The organism is Chryseobacterium sp. FW101-FHT12H09 (assembly GCF_058790395.1).
In genome coordinates this window covers 530,305-547,259 of the sequence record NZ_JBYTCP010000005.1, presented here as the reverse complement: position 1 = coordinate 547,259, position 16,955 = coordinate 530,305, and the positions used below count along the sequence as shown (strand labels likewise).

The window sequence follows — 16,955 nt, the reverse complement described above, 5'->3', positions numbered from 1 at the left end:
AACAAAAACTCCTCGTAAATCAATGTTTACGAGGAGCTGTATCTTTAGTGGAGTTGGAGGGATTCGAACCCTCGTCCAAACAAGCAATACATAAGATTTCTACATGCTTATTCTACTATTGGTTTTCGACTGGAGGCAGAGAGCAGACACCCAACTTCCAGCTTATCTTCTGAGGTTTTCGAGTTTTAGCCAAAGTATCTAAAACCTTATTTTTGCATTCCTATATCTCAGGATCAAACGCCGCAAAACAGAGCATTTGTGAGACATCTTGCTTCCCTACTGAAATCTTCGGGAAAGCGCTTGAATCTACTAAACTTCGATATTAAGCTGCAAGAGCGAACTCTTCGTTGCCAGTTAAAATTTTGTAGCAAGGGATTTAAGAGATCGCGCTACGGTTCTCTGCATGCTTACTTACCCATTGGTCTTGCTGTCGAAACCAGTCAACCCCATGTTAAAGTGAATGCAAAAGTAAGGATTTTTGTTCAAATATGAACGGTTTTTTAACGATGCCTTTGAATGATCTCTGTTTGGGAGGTTTTAAAGCAATGTTCCAATTTACTGTTTTTAAGAAAATCAAGGTTTGAGTGGTGTTACAATTGGTTTTCGTATAAAAAATGTAAAATAATTTGAGAGTAATTTTGCACATTAAGAAAAAAAGTCCTAGTTTTGCAATCCAAAATGAGATGTAATATATGTTAATAATTCCAGTAAAAGATGGTGAATCCATCGACAGAGCATTAAAAAAATATAAAAGAAAATTTGATAAAACGGGTACAGTTCGTCAATTGAGATCAAGACAAGCGTTTATCAAGCCTTCTGTAACTTTGAGACAATCTAAGTTAAAAGCTGCTTACAAGCAAAGAGCACTTAGCAAAGAAGAGCAGGCTTAAGAAATTTTTCTTAAACAAATACTAAATTCACTTCTTAAATACTTATATTTGAGGAGTGAATTTTTTATGTTCACTCCAGACGTGATGCTGAATAAGTATTTAGAATATTTAGAGTTCGAAAAGAGGTATTCACCTCATACTATTACAAGTTATAGAAAAGATCTTGAAGATTTTTCTTATTTCTTCCTTAAAACAGAATCTTCTGAAGATATTTCCAAAGCTGATAAAAAAGTAATCCGGAATTTTATAGTTGCGTTAAGCGAAAATAATATCTCCAAGAGAAGTATCAACAGAAAACTTTCCTCACTTCGCAGCTTTTATCTTTTTCTTTTAAAGATTGGTGAAATTAAAGTTTCACCCACAGAAAGTATTTCTTCACTTAAATTTTACGCCGAAAAACAGATTCCTATTTCTCAGGAAGAAATGCAAGTGCTTGATAATGCATTTTTTGAAGATGGGCATGATGTTTTAGACCATTGTATCATAGAGGTTTTATATCAGACAGGTATTCGTAAAGCGGAGCTTTGTGGCTTGATATTTGAGAATGTAAACCTAGATGGAAATGAGTTGAAAATTATAGGTAAAGGGAATAAAGAAAGATATGTTCCCATAGCTGAAGATTTAACACATTTACTTCGAAGTTATTTAGAATTAAGAAAACCTGATGAAGAATATAAATCCTATTTTTTCGTCAATAAGAAGGGTAAAAAACTGTCGGAAAAGTTTGTTTATGTAGTCGTAAATAAGTACCTTAGTCTTATAACTTCAAAGCAAAAAAGAAGTCCTCACATTCTGAGACATAGCTTTGCTACACACGTTTTAGATAATGGGGCAGAGATTTCTAAAGTAAAAAAAATATTAGGTCATTCCAGTCTTGCAAGTACGCAGGTCTATACAAATGCTAATATTGAACAATTGAAAAAAGTGTTTAATCAGGCTCATCCAAGAGCGTCTAAAAAAGAAGAATTATGAAGATCACAGTACAATCAATTGGTTTAACTCCACACGAACCATTAGAATCACACATCGAAAAAAAAGTAAGCAAACTTGAAACCTTTTATGACAAAATTCATGAATGTAAAATATTCCTGAAAGTTGAAAATAATTCGGATAAATCGAATAAAACGACCGAGATTATTTTGGCCGTACCAGGAGACGATATCGTAGTAAAAAAGACAAGTGTAAGTTTTGAAGAGAGTTTGGATCTATGTGTTGATACTGCTAAGAAGCTATTAATCAAGAAAAAAGAAACCGCATAGAAAAAACTTTTAAAAAAGTTAACGAAAAATTTGAGAATTCAAAAAATCCGTTCTATATTTGCACTCGCAAAAAGGGAACAGTGATCTTTTGAATTCTTTTTAAAATATGCCTCCATAGCTCAGCTGGCCAGAGCACGTGATTTGTAATCTCGGGGTCGTGGGTTCGAATCCCTCTGGAGGCTCATTTAATATAAACTAGGGAAGATTCCAGAGTGGCTAAATGGGACTGACTGTAACTCAGTTGCTTCGGCTTCGCAGGTTCGAATCCTGCTCTTCCCACTGTTTATATTGAAAATAAAACTTGCAAGTTTAAAAGCTTTTTTATAGATTTGCACAGCGTTTACCAATAGTTTTGGAAACAAAATTGCGGAAGTAGCTCAGTTGGTAGAGCGTCAGCCTTCCAAGCTGAATGTCGCGGGTTCGACCCCCGTCTTCCGCTCAGTAAAATCACACCATAAGGCGTGATTTTTTTTAAACCTGATACAGCTTAAGATAGAGTCTTCGAAAAGCTTCAGAAAGTTTAAATTGCCTCCATAGCTCAGTTGGCCAGAGCACGTGATTTGTAATCTCGGGGTCGTGGGTTCGAATCCCTCTGGAGGCTCAATTTAATATAAAACATGAGGGAAGATTCCAGAGTGGCTAAATGGGACTGACTGTAACTCAGTTGCTTCGGCTTCGCAGGTTCGAATCCTGCTCTTCCCACATTTTATATTAGAAAAAAGACTTGCAAATTTAAAAGCTTTTTTATAGATTTGCACAGCGTTTACCAATAGTTTTGGAAACAAAATTGCGGAAGTAGCTCAGTTGGTAGAGCGTCAGCCTTCCAAGCTGAATGTCGCGGGTTCGACCCCCGTCTTCCGCTCAAAGAAAATCACGCTTTTAGTGTGATTTTTTTGCTTAATGCCGACTTAGCTCAGCGGTAGAGTGCTTCCTTGGTAAGGAAGAGGTCACGGGTTCAAGTCCCGTAGTTGGCTCTCGTAATAATCCCGGATTCTTTCGGGATTTTTTTTTGGAAATAAATTAAATTCAAAGAAACATATAAATCATCTGTTGATGATTTTAATCAACAATCATAAAAATTTTCGTTAAATTCGTATAAATATTTTTTGATGAATATACTTTTATTAGAAGACGATCTTATTCTCTCAGCTGAACTTTGTAAATTTTTGGAATCAAATCATTTTACCTGTGATAAAATTTATGACGGTGAAACTTTCCTTCGCCAGATAAAAAACAATTCTTACGATTTATATCTTCTTGATATTAATGTTCCCAAGATAAACGGGTTGGATGTCTGCCAGACGATTCGTTCTTTTGATAAAAATACACCCATTATCATTATTTCGGCGTACGGAGATCTTTCTGATAAAAAAGATGCCTTCACAAGACTTGCGGATGATTATCTTGTAAAGCCTTTTCAGTTTGAAGAATTGCTTTTACGTGTAAATTCTCTGTTGAGAAGAAAAATGCCTGTAGATACTTCAGATCAGGAAATTGTACGGATTGATGATCTTATCATTAATAAAACAGAGCAAAAAGTTTTCAGAGCCGGAAATGAAATTACCCTTACTTTGAAAGAATTTCAATTATTGGCCTATCTGGCCGAAGCTCAGGGAAGGACGGTTTCCAAGCAACAGATCACAGAACATGTTTGGGAGCATAATTTTAATACCAATACGAATACCGTAGAGGTATACATCAATTTTTTAAGAAAGAAAATAGATAAAGACTTTAAAGTTAAACTTATTCATACCCGATCGGGATTTGGATATTACTTAAGCCCACTATAAATGTCGTTAAAAAGGAAGATCGCTTTAAATTTAAGTATTGCCTTCTCATTACTTTTCGGTATTGTGATGGTTATAATATACATGTCTTTTAATGATTTTAGAAGAGATGAATTTAAAGAGAGATTCAGACAGAGGTTAGAATTTACATCTCATTTTATCTCAGAATCTAAAGATTTCGAAAGGGAAGCACCCATTTTTTTTAATGAAAATTCGGATAATATCCTTCTTAATGAAAAGATCCTGATCTTTAATGCAGAAAAGGAGTTGATCTACAGTACCATAAAAGATCGGAATGTCACCTGGGATGCCGCTTTATTAAAGGAGCTGGATCAGAAAAAAATGATCTATACAGAAAAGACAGTTCCTGAAATATATGCAGCATTAAAAAACATCCGTGGAGAAAATTACTATATTCTCACCAGCGCTTTTGACAGCAATGGGAAATCAAAGTTGAACTATTTAAAATATCTACTTATCACTGCCTATGTGATGAGTACACTTTTGATTGGTCTTTTCAGTTACTATTTTATGGGACAGTTTCTTCGTCCATTAGAAGAATTGAATCAAGAAATATCCGAAGTTACAGCCCACAAACTGACTACACAAATTCCCGTACAAGAATCTCAAGACGAGATTAGCATTCTGGCACAGTCATTCAATACGATGATTGTAAGGCTAAATGACGTATTTCAATCTCAAAAAGATTTCACAGCGAGCGCCTCGCACGAAATAAGAACCCCCATCACAAGGATGGCATTCCAGTTGGAGAATCTGATTAAATTTGAAAAACATTCTCCTGAGACACTATCTTCATTAAAACAGATTCAGAAAGATGTATATCAGTTGTCTGATCTGACCAATTCCTTGCTGCTTCTTACCAAATTTGACAAAGAGAATATTCAGAGTTTGTATGAGGAAGTACGAATTGATGAAGTTATATTCAGTTCCTTTGAAACCGTAGAAAAAAGTTATCCGGATCTGAAAATGGATTTTTTAATTTCTGAAGAAACTTCAGAACAAGCACTATTAACCATTAAAGGAATACAATCATTGCTAGATATCGTGTTTATCAACCTGTTCAAAAATGCAGCGGTATATTCAGATAATACTGAAGTGGATGTTCTTATTACAGAAACTACTTCAAAACTGATTGTGGATGTTATTTCTCATGGAAATACTATTTCAGAGGATGAGCAGTCAAAACTATTTGAGGCATTTATGCGGGGACACAATTCCCAGCATATTTCCGGCTCCGGATTAGGACTTCGTATTGTAAAAAGAATTTTAGAATACCACGGAGCTGATATCATTTATTCTTCACCATTAGAAAACGTAAACAAGTTTAGTGTTACCTTCAAAAACTAAAATTTAATTTTTTTTTAAGCCTCATTTAAGTTCGTTTTAATCGTGTCTTAGCACTTTTGTATCATAAAATTGAAAGAATGAACAAAATTGCAGGACTGTTTGTTGTCATTTCCTCATTCATGACAGCACAACAGAAAATGTCACTCCTGGATTGTGAAAATGCTTTCCAGACGAATAATCTTCAACTTCTCGCCCAACAGTATAATATCAATATGGCGGATGCTGATATTTTACAGGCCAAGATCTGGGAACTGCCGCAACTAAGTGGACAAATCAATGCTTATAATCCTGAAAAGAAAAAAGTATTTGATGTTGGAAACGCTAAAGGGGCACAGGTAACTCAGCTGATCTACATGGGTGGAAAGAAAAAGAATGAGATTGCTTTTGCGAAATCGAATAAGGAACTGGCACAATTTCAATTTTCTCAACTTTTAGTTGATCTTAAAACACAATTACACACCACTTACTACAATCTTTACTTTGAAAAATTAAAACTGGAAAACACCAACAAGCAGTTGGGATACATGAAAGAGCTTCTGAGTGCTTACAAAGTACAGTCTGCAAAAGGAAATGTATCACTTAAAGACGAGGTAAGATTACAAAGTATCGTTATTCAGCTGAACAATGATAAGGTAGAGATCAATAAAAATATTCTCACAGTAGAGCAAAATCTAAAAGTCCTAACAGGAATTACAGAAGATATAGAACCGCAGCTGTCGGATTCTGAGGCTAAGGAAATTCTTGCCACACAGCCTTTTGGTGATGAGGAGGAATTAAAGAAAAAGGCATTGGAAAATAATGCAGACTATCAATACAACATAAAATTGATTGATAATAGTAAATTATTTGCCCAATGGCAGAAGTCTTTAAATGTTCCCGACCTTAATGTAGGAGCAGGCTGGGATCAGAATGGAGGGACTTTCAAAAATGAAATTAATTTGATGGTAGGTATTCCATTGCCTTTATGGAAAAGTAATCAGGGAAATGTTGAAAAAGCAAATTATGCTATTCAGCAGAATCAGAAAAATGCTGATTACCAAAAACTGGATCTTGAAACAAAAGTACAGGCTTCATACAGAACCTGGAAAAGCCAATATGATCAGTTAGCCGAAATAAAAGCGACAGATCTTAATAATCTTGATCTTGTATATAATGGGATGCTTAAAAATTTCAGAAGCGGAAATGTAAGTCTTATTGAATTTACTGACTTTATGGAAAGCTACAGACAAACGGCTCTTCAGATATATGACATGAAAAATGATATCATCCAATCGGCTGAACAGCTTAATCAATTAGTACAAACTAAAATCTTCTATTAAAAAAATGAAAAAATATATAATTGCTTTATTTGTGGCCATTGCATCATTATCTTGCTCTAAGAAGGAAGAAACGAAAGTTGTAGAACCAAAAGGATTTGAACTAAGCAATACAATGCTTAAATCCATCGCTTTAGCAAAAGTTGAAAAAAAATATATCGCAGACAATTATAATTTTTACGGAAAAATATCTGCAGATCAAAACAGCTATATAGATGTTTATCCTTTAGTAGGAGGAAATGTTTTGAGTGTAAATGTTGAACTTGGAGACCATGTAACAAAAGGTCAGGTTCTGGCAACCATCAGAAGTACGGAGCTTGCTGAAGTACAAAAGGATGTAAGCGATGCTAAAACAGATTTGGTAGTTGCTCAAAATAATGTTCGTGTTGCCAAAGAAATGTATGAAGGCAAACTAAATACAGAAAGAGATGTCCTTGAAGCTAAAAGTCAATTGCAAAAAGCACAGGACCAAATGCAGAGAGCAAGTGCAATAAGCACGGTTTATAATGTAAAGAGAGGAAATATTTATAGTGTTTTAGCTCCCATCAGTGGATTTATTGTTCAGAAGAATATCAATAAGGATATGCAGTTGAGAACAGATAGAAGTGACAATATTTTTGATGTTGCCAATACCACTAATGTTTGGGCTATTATGAACGTTAATGAATCTGACATTGATAAAATTAGTCTTGGAATGAAAGCTGAGGTTTCTACACTTTCTTATCCTGATAAAATATTCTACGGAAAGATTGATAAGATATTCAAAATTATTGATCCTCAAACCAATGCGATGCAAGCCAGAGTTGTTTTAGATAATGCAAACGGATTGCTGATCCCAGATAGTAAGGCTACCATAAAAGTTTCTACTTCAGAAAATAATATGGCATTAACTGTCCCTTCCAAAGCGGTAATTTTCGATGATAACAGAAGCTTTGTTGTTGTTTTTAAATCCAGAACTAATTTAAAAGTTAAAGAAGTCAAAGTTTTAAAACAGGTGGGAGATACCACTTATATATCTGATGGGTTAGTGGATGGAGAACAAGTCATTACTGAAAATCAATTGTTGATTTATCGTTCTCTTAACAACTAAATCAAAGTCTTTTTTTAAACGACTTTTCTAGGTCATCAATTTAAAATACTATGAATAAATTCATTAAAAATATAATTTCTTTTTCACTTAAAAATAAAGCATTTACCTTTATTTGGGTAGCAATATTGGCTGTTGCAGGGTTTATAAGTTTCAAAAATATGCCTATTGAAGCTTTTCCTGATGTTACCAATACCCAGATTGTAATTATTACCCAGTGGAACGGACGAAGCGCAGAAGAAGTAGAACGCTTTGTTACCACACCAATAGAATTAGCAATGAGTCCGGTTCAGAAAAAAACAAGTGTAAGAAGTACCACTATGTTTGGTCTTTCTATTGTTAAAATTCTGTTCGATGATGGGGTGGACGATACTTTTGCCAGAAATCAGGTGAATAACCAACTAAGAACTATAAGCCTTCCTGATGAGGTAGATCCCGAAGTACAACCACCCTACGGACCAACAGGTGAAATTTTCAGATATACTTTAGAGAGTAAAACGAAAGATTCACGGGAATTATTAACACTACAAAACTGGGTAGTAGACAGAGCATTGAGAGGAGTGCCGGGTGTAGCAGATATCAATGTCTTCGGAGGCCAGGATAAAGTTTTCGAACTGAGCATTGATCCGAGAGCTTTGGATAAATATAATCTGACACCACTTCAGGTGTATGATGCTGTTACAAAAAGTAATCTGAATGTAGGTGGAGATGTGATAGAGAAGAACGGTCAGGCTTATGTGGTAAGAGGTATTGGCTTGGTAAAATCTATCGGAGATATTGGAAATATTACCATTGAGAATGAAAGTGGAAATCCTGTATTGGTAAAAAATGTCGCCAATGTTCACGAGAGCTCTATGCCAAGAGTAGGGCAGGCGGGGCTAAACAACCATGAAGATACGGTGGAAGGGATTGTGGTAATGAGGAAAGGAGAGAATCCCCGCGAGGTATTGGTAGGTGTTAAAGCCAAGATCAAGGAGCTGAATGAAAAAATCCTTCCAAAGGATGTGAAAATGGTTACTTTTTATGATCGTGATAACCTGATGGATTTTACGACAGAAACCGTAATGCATAATTTACTTGAAGGCATTGTACTGGTAACTGTCATGGTTTTAATATTCATGGCAGACTGGAGAACGACATTAATAGTTTCTATTATTATTCCTTTATCCTTATTGTTTGCATTCCTATGTCTGAAGCTGGCGGGTATGAGTGCTAATTTGCTTTCATTGGGAGCTGTCGATTTCGGAATTATTATCGATGGAGCCGTCGTCATGGTGGAAGGTATCTTTGTTATGCTTGACCATAAAGCCAAAAAATATGGAATGGAAAAATTCAATAAGCTTGCAAAAGGTGGGTGGATAAAACAAACCGGAACAGGTTTAGGAAAAGCAATATTCTTTTCTAAATTAATTATCATTACTTCTTTAATCCCAATTTTCTCATTCCAGAAAGTTGAAGGTAAAATGTTTTCACCTTTGGCTTTTACGCTAGGATTTGCTTTGATGGGGGCATTAATATTTACTTTGACATTAGTACCCGTTCTTTCTCATATTCTATTAAATAAAAATGTAAGAGAAAAGAATAATCCATTTGTAAATTTCTGGGATAGGATTGTTGAAAAAGGATTCAGCTATACTTTTAAAAATAAAAAATTAAGTTTAATTGTTTCTATTTCTTTCTTAGTCGCTACATTATTTTCGGGAAAATTCTTAGGAACTGAATTTTTACCCCAGCTTAATGAAGGGTCATTATGGATCACTGCAGAAATGCCGATGAGTTCTTCACTGAAAGAATCTTTAAAAACTGCAGATCTCCTAAAAAAAGACATTATGAGCTTTTCTGAAGTTACCGACGTATTGGCACAGACAGGACGTAGTAATGATGGAACAGATCCTAATGGATTTGGATTTGTACAGTTTGCCGTCAATCTGAAACCACGGGAAGATTGGAAGCGAAAGATTTCTTATGATGAACTGATCCAAGAGATCGATGGAAAACTAAGAAATTATCAAGGAATTACTTTTAATTATTCGCAGCCAATTTCTGATAATGTTGCGGAAGCGGTAGCCGGATTTAAGGCTGAAAACGGAATCAAAATTTATGGGGATAACCTGCAGACTTTAGATCGTTTAGCAGCGGAGGTCTTAAAAGAAATAAAAAATGTGGATGGGGTTAAAGATCCCGGAATCATTAAAAATATTGGTCAGCCAGAGGTTAGTGTGGTGCTTGATAGAGATAAAATGGCAGCCTATGGAGTAATGCCGGCTGATGCACAGGCGGTTCTGGAAATGGCTTTTGGTGGTAAAACTGCCTCAGAAATGTTTGATGGTGAACGGAAATTTCCAATAAGACTTCGTTATTCTCAGGAATATAGAAAAGACGAAAATGATATTGCGGCATTGATGGTTCCCACTCAGGATGGGGCGAAAATACCTTTAAAAGAAATAAGCAATATTGTAAAAGATAATGGTGCCGCCTTTATTTATAGGGATGATATTAAACGTTACATCGGTGTGAAATTTTCAATACGTGATCGTGACTTGGGGGGAACAATTGCTGATGCTCAGAAAAAAGTTTCCAAGATTGAACTTCCCGATGGCTATTCAATTGGATGGACCGGTCAGTTTGAAAATCAACAAAGAGCATCACATCGATTGGCACAAGTAGTCCCGGTAAGTATTCTGATGATCTTCTTTTTATTGTTTATACTTTTTGGAAATATAAAAGATTCTCTATTAGTTTTAGCGAACGTTCCATTCGCACTGATTGGAGGTATAATTGCTCTTCATGTTACGAGAATGAATTTTGGGATATCAGCAGGAGTAGGAATGATCGCACTTTTAGGAATCTGTATCCAAAATGGGGTAATTCTAATTACAGAGTTTCATCAGAATATTAAAAATGGATTAAACCTGGATGACGCAATATTCACTGGGGTGAAATCCAGAACCAGACCGGTAATTATGACTGCCTTAATGGCCTCCATTGGTCTTTTGCCTGCTGCACTTTCTACAGGTATAGGTTCCGAATCTCAAAAGCCATTGGCAATTGTTATTATTGGGGGACTGATAACTGCGACAGTACTTACATTGCTTATTTTCCCAATTATTTTCTGGATTTTTAACAGAACGAAAAAATCGGAACATATATAGTTGATCGATTTTTAAAATAAAAAGATAAGTTGGGGATAGGTTTATTCCGAACTTATCTTTTTATTTTATTTATTATAGGTAGAACTTTAATTCTTTTATCGGAATCATTTATTTCATGATAATGAGTTTAAAAAATAAAGTATATTTGCGCACAAGTAAACCGTTTCCCACTAAAAACACAAGAAATCCCTCACATGAAACGCTATAAGAATACCGTATTATTCGTATTTGTAGGCTTTTGTATACTATTACCCCTGCAATTGTTTTTTAAAATAAGTTTAGAAGAAACCTATCCCTCATTTAATTTTCCTGGATTTGCTTCGTTACCTATTAAAGAAGAAAAATATATTGTATTTACTAAAACGACTACCAAAGTTTATTTTAAAGACAAAACTGATACAATTGTAGCGCAAAACGATTATTTAGGAAATAAAATCCCGCGAACGATACAAATTACGCTCATTAAAAATCTTCTTTTTCCCACAGAATATCCCATACTTGATGCAAGGGTCAATTCCTTACCGCCCTACAAAAAAAGATTGTATATACTAAAAAAGTCTATTCTCAATAGAAATATTAAGAAAATCAATTTAGAGGAAAGCAAAGCTTTTGTTGTAAAAAAGCTTAGAGAAAACTTCCCAAACAAGGAGGTAGCTCAGATATTAGTCACTAATGAGAATAAAGATTTTGATATAACGACTAAACAATTAACGAATAGGGTAACCAGGGACACACTGATTAATTTCAAGTTTTAATGAGCACAATGATTGAAAAAATAAAAAAACTGCCGTTCACAAGCTACAATCCGAGTGATGAGTTTTTGGCTTTCTATAGGATATTTTTTTCTTTATATTTATTATGGATGGGAATATCAAACGATAGCTGGGTATATAGTATTCCCAATAGTGCAATGCATCCACCAATAAGTATTTTATCATTTACAGATAATGTACCTCCGGAATGGTTTTTTATTGGATGCTATTACAGTATGTATTTATGTCTTTTATTGATTTTAATAGGGTTGAAGCCCAGGATATTTGCAATACTATATATGGTGGTCTATATTGTGAGCAGTAATTATGCCTTTTCTTTTGGAAAAATAAATCACACTTTTGTTTATGCTCTCCCTATAATAATTATGGCTTTTTCGCCCTGGAATACGACCTATAGTTTTTTTCCGGAGCCCAAAAGAGAAACTGATATACTTTCTAAATCATGGCCTATGTTTTTATTAAGTATGCTTCTTGGATTTGGAATTTTTACAGCAGGTCTTGCAAAAATTTTAGGAGGTTGGCTTAATACTGATATACAAAGTACTCAGGTGTTTTTTTATCAATACAGATATGGTATTGGATGGGATGATCTTATGTCAGATACCTATGATAAAATCAACTCTCAATTTTTTTGGGAATTTTTAGACTATTGTACCGTGTTTTTTGAAACTATTTTTCTGGTGGCATTTTTGAAACCTAAATTCTTTAGGTTGATGATATTGGTTACATTGTTTTTTCATTTAAATGTGCTGCTGATGTTTAATATATCATTTACCTATTCTATAGGTTTCTATGCGCTTTTTATTCCCTCGCAATTAATACCATTAAATTTTAAAACAAAATTAAAAAGGCTGTTGAAAACAGTATTTCAACCTAGATATAAACTTTGGGGTATTGCTTTTGTTGCTTTATATCTGCTACTTATTGTAGTTTTCGATTTTAATTGTGTAAGTTATATTCTAAATAAATTCTTTGAATTGTTTGATTCTATTTATGCTTCATCCTTAATTATATTAGGGGGAGCTTTCCTGTTTGGAATTTACCTTCTTATCAGATCATTTAGAAAATATGCTTGATAGCTTGACATAAACCAGCGATTCAATGTGATGAAATAATTCTTATCTAAAATTTTAATAGGAATTTACCTTTATCTTAAGTTAAATATATTAATTAAAGCCTATCAATAATTGTTGACAGGCTTTTGTTTTATTAAAAGAAATAAGTTGCAAATTATCTAAAGAGGAAATAAAGCTATTTTGTTGATTTTCTACTTGGTATATGTCAAAATTAATGTCGTTTTTTCTAGTACTTTTTTATATGAATGAACAATTTTCAATTCTCTATAATATTCAGAATTAATCAGATAGTTTAGATTTTAATGAAAAGATTTCCAATGATTTTTTCTATCGAGAAATTTGTGTAAATTTGCACTTCAATACATCGAAGTATATAAGGTTTGTAATTCTTTGGATTTGAATATTAAAATTTTTTAGGAAAAAAGATTTTAGTATTTAAAAATTCATTATATTTGCACACCGAAAATTTGAATAAACAATAAATAAATAATTTAAATCATGGCAAAGGAAACGTTTAATCGTAACAAACCACACTTGAACATTGGTACTATTGGTCACGTTGACCATGGTAAAACTACTCTTACAGCTGCTATTTCTGCTGTATTAGCTAGCAAGGGTCTTGCTGAGAAAAAAGACTTCTCTGCGATTGACTCTGCTCCAGAAGAAAAAGAAAGAGGGATCACTATCAATACTGCTCACATTGAGTACGAAACTGAAAATAGACACTATGCTCACGTTGACTGTCCAGGTCACGCCGACTATGTTAAAAACATGGTAACTGGTGCTGCTCAGATGGATGGAGCAATCGTAGTATGTGCTGCAACAGATGGACCAATGCCTCAGACAAGAGAACATATCTTACTTTGTCGTCAGGTAAACGTACCTAGAATTGTTGTTTTCATGAACAAAGTTGACATGGTAGACGATGCTGAGTTATTAGAGCTTGTTGAAATGGAGCTTAGAGACTTATTATCTACTTATGATTTTGACGGAGATAACTCTCCTGTAATTCAAGGTTCTGCACTAGGTGCACTTACTGCAGCTACTGCAACTCCTGTTAACACAGAAGATAAGTGGTTCAAAAGCGTAGAAGAATTAATGGATGCTGTTGATACTTGGATCGAGCAACCAACAAGAGATATGGATAAGCCATTCTTGATGCCTATTGAAGATGTATTCTCTATTACAGGTAGAGGTACTGTAGCAACTGGTAGAATAGAGGCAGGTGTTATCAATACTGGAGATCCAGTTGATATCGTAGGTATGGGTGATGAAAAATTAACTTCTACAATTACAGGAGTTGAGATGTTCAGAAAAATCCTAGACAGAGGTGAAGCTGGTGACAACGTAGGTCTATTGTTGAGAGGTATTGAAAAAACTGACATCAAAAGAGGTATGGTTATCGCTAAGAAAGATTCTGTGAAGCCACACAAAAAATTCAAAGCATCTGTTTATATCCTTTCTAAAGAAGAAGGTGGACGTCACACTCCATTCCACAACAAATACCGTCCTCAGTTCTATGTAAGAACTACTGACGTTACAGGTGAGATCTTCTTACCACAAGGTGTAGAAATGGTAATGCCTGGTGATAACTTAGAGATCACTGTAGAATTACTTCAACCAATCGCTCTTAACGTAGGTCTTAGATTTGCGATCAGAGAAGGAGGTAGAACAGTAGGTTCTGGTCAGGTTACTGAAATCTTAGATTAATATCTTAAAATAAATAAAGCTTCCGTAAGGAATTTCTTTACGGAAGCTTTTTCTACGGGCATCGTCCAATGGTAGGATACCGGTCTCCAAAACCGTTGATCAGGGTTCGAATCCTTGTGCCCGTGCAAATAATAATTATGAGTTCATTTATCGATTTTTTAAAAGGTTCTTATAACGAATTCAGACATAAAGTTGAATGGCCAAAATGGGCTGATCTGCAATCATCTACAATTGTAGTAACTATTGCAACAGTTATTCTGGCGTTATTTACCTTTGGAGTTGACGAATTGTTTTCAAAAGCAATTAGCAACATAATAGGAATGCTAATTAATGTGTTCAACTAAAAAAGTATTTTCCCATAATGAGCGAATTGAAATGGTATGTGCTGAAAGCAATCAGCGGACAGGAAAATAAAGTGAAAAACTATATTGAGACAGAAATCAAACGTTTAGGGTTTGAGCAGTACGTTACTCAGGTGGTTATTCCTATGGAAAAAGTTATTCAATTAAGGAATGGTAAAAAAGTTCCTAAAGAAAGACCTTACTATCCTGGTTACTTAATGGTTGAAGCAGATTTAATGGGAGAGATTCCTCACGTTATTAAGAATATTCCAGGAGTTATATCTTTCTTAAGCTTAACCAAAGGAGGTGATCCGGTTCCAATGAGAAAATCTGAGGTTAACAGAATGCTTGGAAGAATGGATGAGTTATCAGAATTTGCTACTGATCTTGAAATTCCATATGTAGTAGGAGAGAATGTTAAAGTGATCGATGGTCCATTTAACGGATTCAATGGAACAATTGAAAAAATTCTTGAAGATAAAAAGAAAATTGAAGTTTCTGTTTTAATCTTCGGTAGAAAGACTCCAATGGAGTTAAGCTATATGCAAGTAGAAAAAGTATAAAAATACTCTCAATAATATAAAACCACTCATCTGAGTGGTTTTTTTATTTTAAGTCAGATTCATCATAGTATTTTAATGCTAAGATGTTTTTATTTTAAAACTTTTTATTTATTTTATACGCTTTAATAGTAATGTCTTATTAGTAATTTAATTAAAACTAAATATTTAGATAAAAAATATTTTTTATCTATGGCACACTTCTTGTAAACTATACTTTCGAAAAACACAAATGAGTTCTATTATTCTGATTTTTAAACTTATACACTGGTTTAATTAACTGTTTCTTTAGAATTCTTTGTCAGGAATTTAAACACAAACATAAACACATACTTCAATGACAAAAATTATTTCGATAGTACTTTGTACAAGTACTATTGCACTGATGAATGCTCAGGTTACTGGTAAAGTAGGGATCAATACAAAAACGCCTGAAAAAGAATTATCTGTAAACGGGACAATGAAAACTTCTGGAATGGTTTTTAAAGATCCAATCGAAAAATTGGGTTCTAATGAAAATTATACCTTTATCATTAAGTCTCCCGCACCGGAAAACAAAATTACAGCGTATAATGACACCTTTGTACCCAATTCTCCTGCACCTATCAATATTATCCAATATAAGATCACCTGTGACCCGACAGATAAAGATTGGGTTAATCAGTATGACACAAAAATTAACTCGGATAAATTTCTTGTTGTCATTTCTTCTTTCGGATTTACTCAGCCAATAAGAACGAATAGTCCAGATTGGATTACACCAGTACCTCAAATATATGCTTATTATAATGCAGGCACCTGGAAGGTGAAGGCTGACTATCAGGGTTTCGCTCCAGCAGCAAATTTACCAGCTGGGGTATGGACACTTAACTTACTAGTTTTTGATAGGGCCTACGCAAAAGAAATCAATAAAACACAAGCGATGGCCACTTCCACTACTGGTGTAGCTGCATCTCCTTTAATTCAATAAAAAACATTCACATAATGAAAAAAATTACCATACTATTTTTTATGGCTTATGCGTTCTGTGGCGTTAAGGCCCAACTAGGAATTAATACAAATACACCACAGGGAACTTTAGATGTGGTTGGTGGTACACTAGTAGAATCCTATATTATAGATACAACGAATTCGCCAGCAACAGGAAACTATTTTCTGCTTACAAGATCAAAGGATACTACTCCTGTAGGTAAAGTTAAGATGCTTGACATTTCTCTAAGAGATGTAGCTCCGGTCAATGCATATAATGTGGTTTTGAAAAACGTTAAACTGGATGAAGTTATTAATTTGAACACTGGATTAGAGGTTAATAAATATGTAGTAGCAATTACCGGTGCCGTATTTACTGATGCGGTTTCAGCATCAAATACTTCTACTACTCCTAAATCATATGGTGCCTACTCAACTGAAATAACCCAAGTTACCAGCGGAGGAAAAACTTATCATGGTATTAACCTGGCTTTTAAAGGAGCGGGAACTGTAGGATCAAAAAATGGAACCTGGACCCTTACTTTGAATGTTTATGAAAGATCATTGATTAAGGATTGGGGAACTTTTACTGGCTCAGTTTCTTCTTCAGCATCTCCTGGATATTCAGGAGTATCCACAAATACACCCGTAGGACTTCAATAACAAA

The 16,955-nt window shown here is 34.4% G+C and carries 15 protein-coding genes, 8 tRNA genes and 1 other RNA gene; 23 read left to right on the top strand and 1 reads right to left on the bottom strand.

Features of this window, described 5'->3' with window-relative positions:
* Positions 1-45 precede the first annotated feature (45 nt).
* Positions 46-448, bottom strand: a transfer-messenger RNA (tmRNA) gene (ssrA, locus tag AC3WRL_RS21550).
* A 244-nt stretch (positions 449-692) separates the two neighbouring features.
* On the opposite strand from ssrA, the gene rpsU reads away from it, so the two are divergent.
* The 23 genes from rpsU to AC3WRL_RS21435 all read left to right on the top strand — a co-directional run bounded on the left by rpsU (position 693) and on the right by AC3WRL_RS21435 (position 16,951).
* The gene (rpsU, locus tag AC3WRL_RS21545; RefSeq protein WP_045501128.1) at positions 693-890 is read left to right on the top strand and encodes a 30S ribosomal protein S21; all 198 of its coding nucleotides are present in this window, start codon (positions 693-695) and stop codon (positions 888-890) included.
* Positions 891-974: 84 nt separating this feature from the next.
* On the top strand, positions 975-1,862 hold the full coding sequence (locus tag AC3WRL_RS21540) for a tyrosine-type recombinase/integrase (RefSeq protein WP_261513103.1): 888 nt from the start codon (positions 975-977) through the stop codon (positions 1,860-1,862).
* Positions 1,859-2,149, top strand: a complete 291-nt coding sequence (locus tag AC3WRL_RS21535) for an HPF/RaiA family ribosome-associated protein (protein ID WP_214827737.1) — start codon at positions 1,859-1,861, stop codon at positions 2,147-2,149. The genes AC3WRL_RS21540 and AC3WRL_RS21535 overlap by 4 nt, the downstream gene beginning before the upstream one ends.
* Positions 2,150-2,257: 108 nt before the next feature.
* A tRNA-Thr gene (locus AC3WRL_RS21530) sits at positions 2,258-2,331 on the top strand.
* A 16-nt stretch (positions 2,332-2,347) separates the two neighbouring features.
* Positions 2,348-2,428: transfer RNA gene (locus AC3WRL_RS21525), tRNA-Tyr, on the top strand.
* 87 nt (positions 2,429-2,515) lie between these two features.
* Positions 2,516-2,588, top strand: a tRNA-Gly gene (locus tag AC3WRL_RS21520).
* A gap of 88 nt (positions 2,589-2,676) precedes the next feature.
* A tRNA-Thr gene (locus AC3WRL_RS21515) sits at positions 2,677-2,750 on the top strand.
* A gap of 20 nt (positions 2,751-2,770) precedes the next feature.
* Positions 2,771-2,851, top strand: a tRNA-Tyr gene (locus AC3WRL_RS21510).
* Between the two features lie 87 nt (positions 2,852-2,938).
* Positions 2,939-3,011 (top strand) — tRNA-Gly (locus tag AC3WRL_RS21505).
* Positions 3,012-3,051: 40 nt separating this feature from the next.
* Positions 3,052-3,123, top strand: a tRNA-Thr gene (locus tag AC3WRL_RS21500).
* Between the two features lie 135 nt (positions 3,124-3,258).
* The gene (locus AC3WRL_RS21495) at positions 3,259-3,939 is read left to right on the top strand and encodes a response regulator transcription factor (RefSeq protein ID WP_214827740.1); all 681 of its coding nucleotides are present in this window, start codon (positions 3,259-3,261) and stop codon (positions 3,937-3,939) included.
* Positions 3,940-5,304, top strand: coding sequence for an ATP-binding protein (locus tag AC3WRL_RS21490; protein WP_214827742.1), 1,365 nt, complete (start codon positions 3,940-3,942; stop codon positions 5,302-5,304). It abuts the gene before it with no gap.
* A gap of 77 nt (positions 5,305-5,381) precedes the next feature.
* Positions 5,382-6,623: a TolC family protein gene (locus tag AC3WRL_RS21485; protein WP_214827745.1), complete on the top strand. Its 1,242-nt coding sequence runs from the start codon at positions 5,382-5,384 to the stop codon at positions 6,621-6,623.
* A 4-nt stretch (positions 6,624-6,627) separates the two neighbouring features.
* Entirely contained in the window at positions 6,628-7,710 is a 1,083-nt protein-coding gene (locus AC3WRL_RS21480; RefSeq protein ID WP_214827747.1) for an efflux RND transporter periplasmic adaptor subunit, read from the top strand.
* A 50-nt stretch (positions 7,711-7,760) separates the two neighbouring features.
* Positions 7,761-10,859, top strand: coding sequence for an efflux RND transporter permease subunit (locus AC3WRL_RS21475; protein WP_492331210.1), 3,099 nt, complete (start codon positions 7,761-7,763; stop codon positions 10,857-10,859).
* A gap of 194 nt (positions 10,860-11,053) precedes the next feature.
* Positions 11,054-11,614: a hypothetical protein gene (locus AC3WRL_RS21470; RefSeq protein WP_214827751.1), complete on the top strand. Its 561-nt coding sequence runs from the start codon at positions 11,054-11,056 to the stop codon at positions 11,612-11,614.
* A gap of 8 nt (positions 11,615-11,622) precedes the next feature.
* The gene (locus AC3WRL_RS21465; protein ID WP_492331209.1) at positions 11,623-12,708 is read left to right on the top strand and encodes a hypothetical protein; all 1,086 of its coding nucleotides are present in this window, start codon (positions 11,623-11,625) and stop codon (positions 12,706-12,708) included.
* A gap of 498 nt (positions 12,709-13,206) precedes the next feature.
* Entirely contained in the window at positions 13,207-14,418 is a 1,212-nt protein-coding gene (gene tuf, locus AC3WRL_RS21460) for an elongation factor Tu (protein ID WP_214827758.1), read from the top strand.
* 54 nt (positions 14,419-14,472) lie between these two features.
* Positions 14,473-14,543: transfer RNA gene (locus AC3WRL_RS21455), tRNA-Trp, on the top strand.
* A 12-nt stretch (positions 14,544-14,555) separates the two neighbouring features.
* Positions 14,556-14,762, top strand: a complete 207-nt coding sequence (gene secE / locus AC3WRL_RS21450; RefSeq protein ID WP_172280674.1) for a preprotein translocase subunit SecE — start codon at positions 14,556-14,558, stop codon at positions 14,760-14,762.
* Between the two features lie 17 nt (positions 14,763-14,779).
* Positions 14,780-15,322 (top strand): transcription termination/antitermination protein NusG, encoded by a 543-nt coding sequence (gene nusG, locus AC3WRL_RS21445; RefSeq protein WP_214827761.1) that lies wholly within the window; start codon positions 14,780-14,782, stop codon positions 15,320-15,322.
* A gap of 334 nt (positions 15,323-15,656) precedes the next feature.
* Positions 15,657-16,289: a hypothetical protein gene (locus AC3WRL_RS21440; RefSeq protein WP_214827771.1), complete on the top strand. Its 633-nt coding sequence runs from the start codon at positions 15,657-15,659 to the stop codon at positions 16,287-16,289.
* A gap of 14 nt (positions 16,290-16,303) precedes the next feature.
* Positions 16,304-16,951, top strand: coding sequence for a hypothetical protein (locus AC3WRL_RS21435; protein ID WP_214827774.1), 648 nt, complete (start codon positions 16,304-16,306; stop codon positions 16,949-16,951).
* Positions 16,952-16,955: the final 4 nt, after the last annotated feature.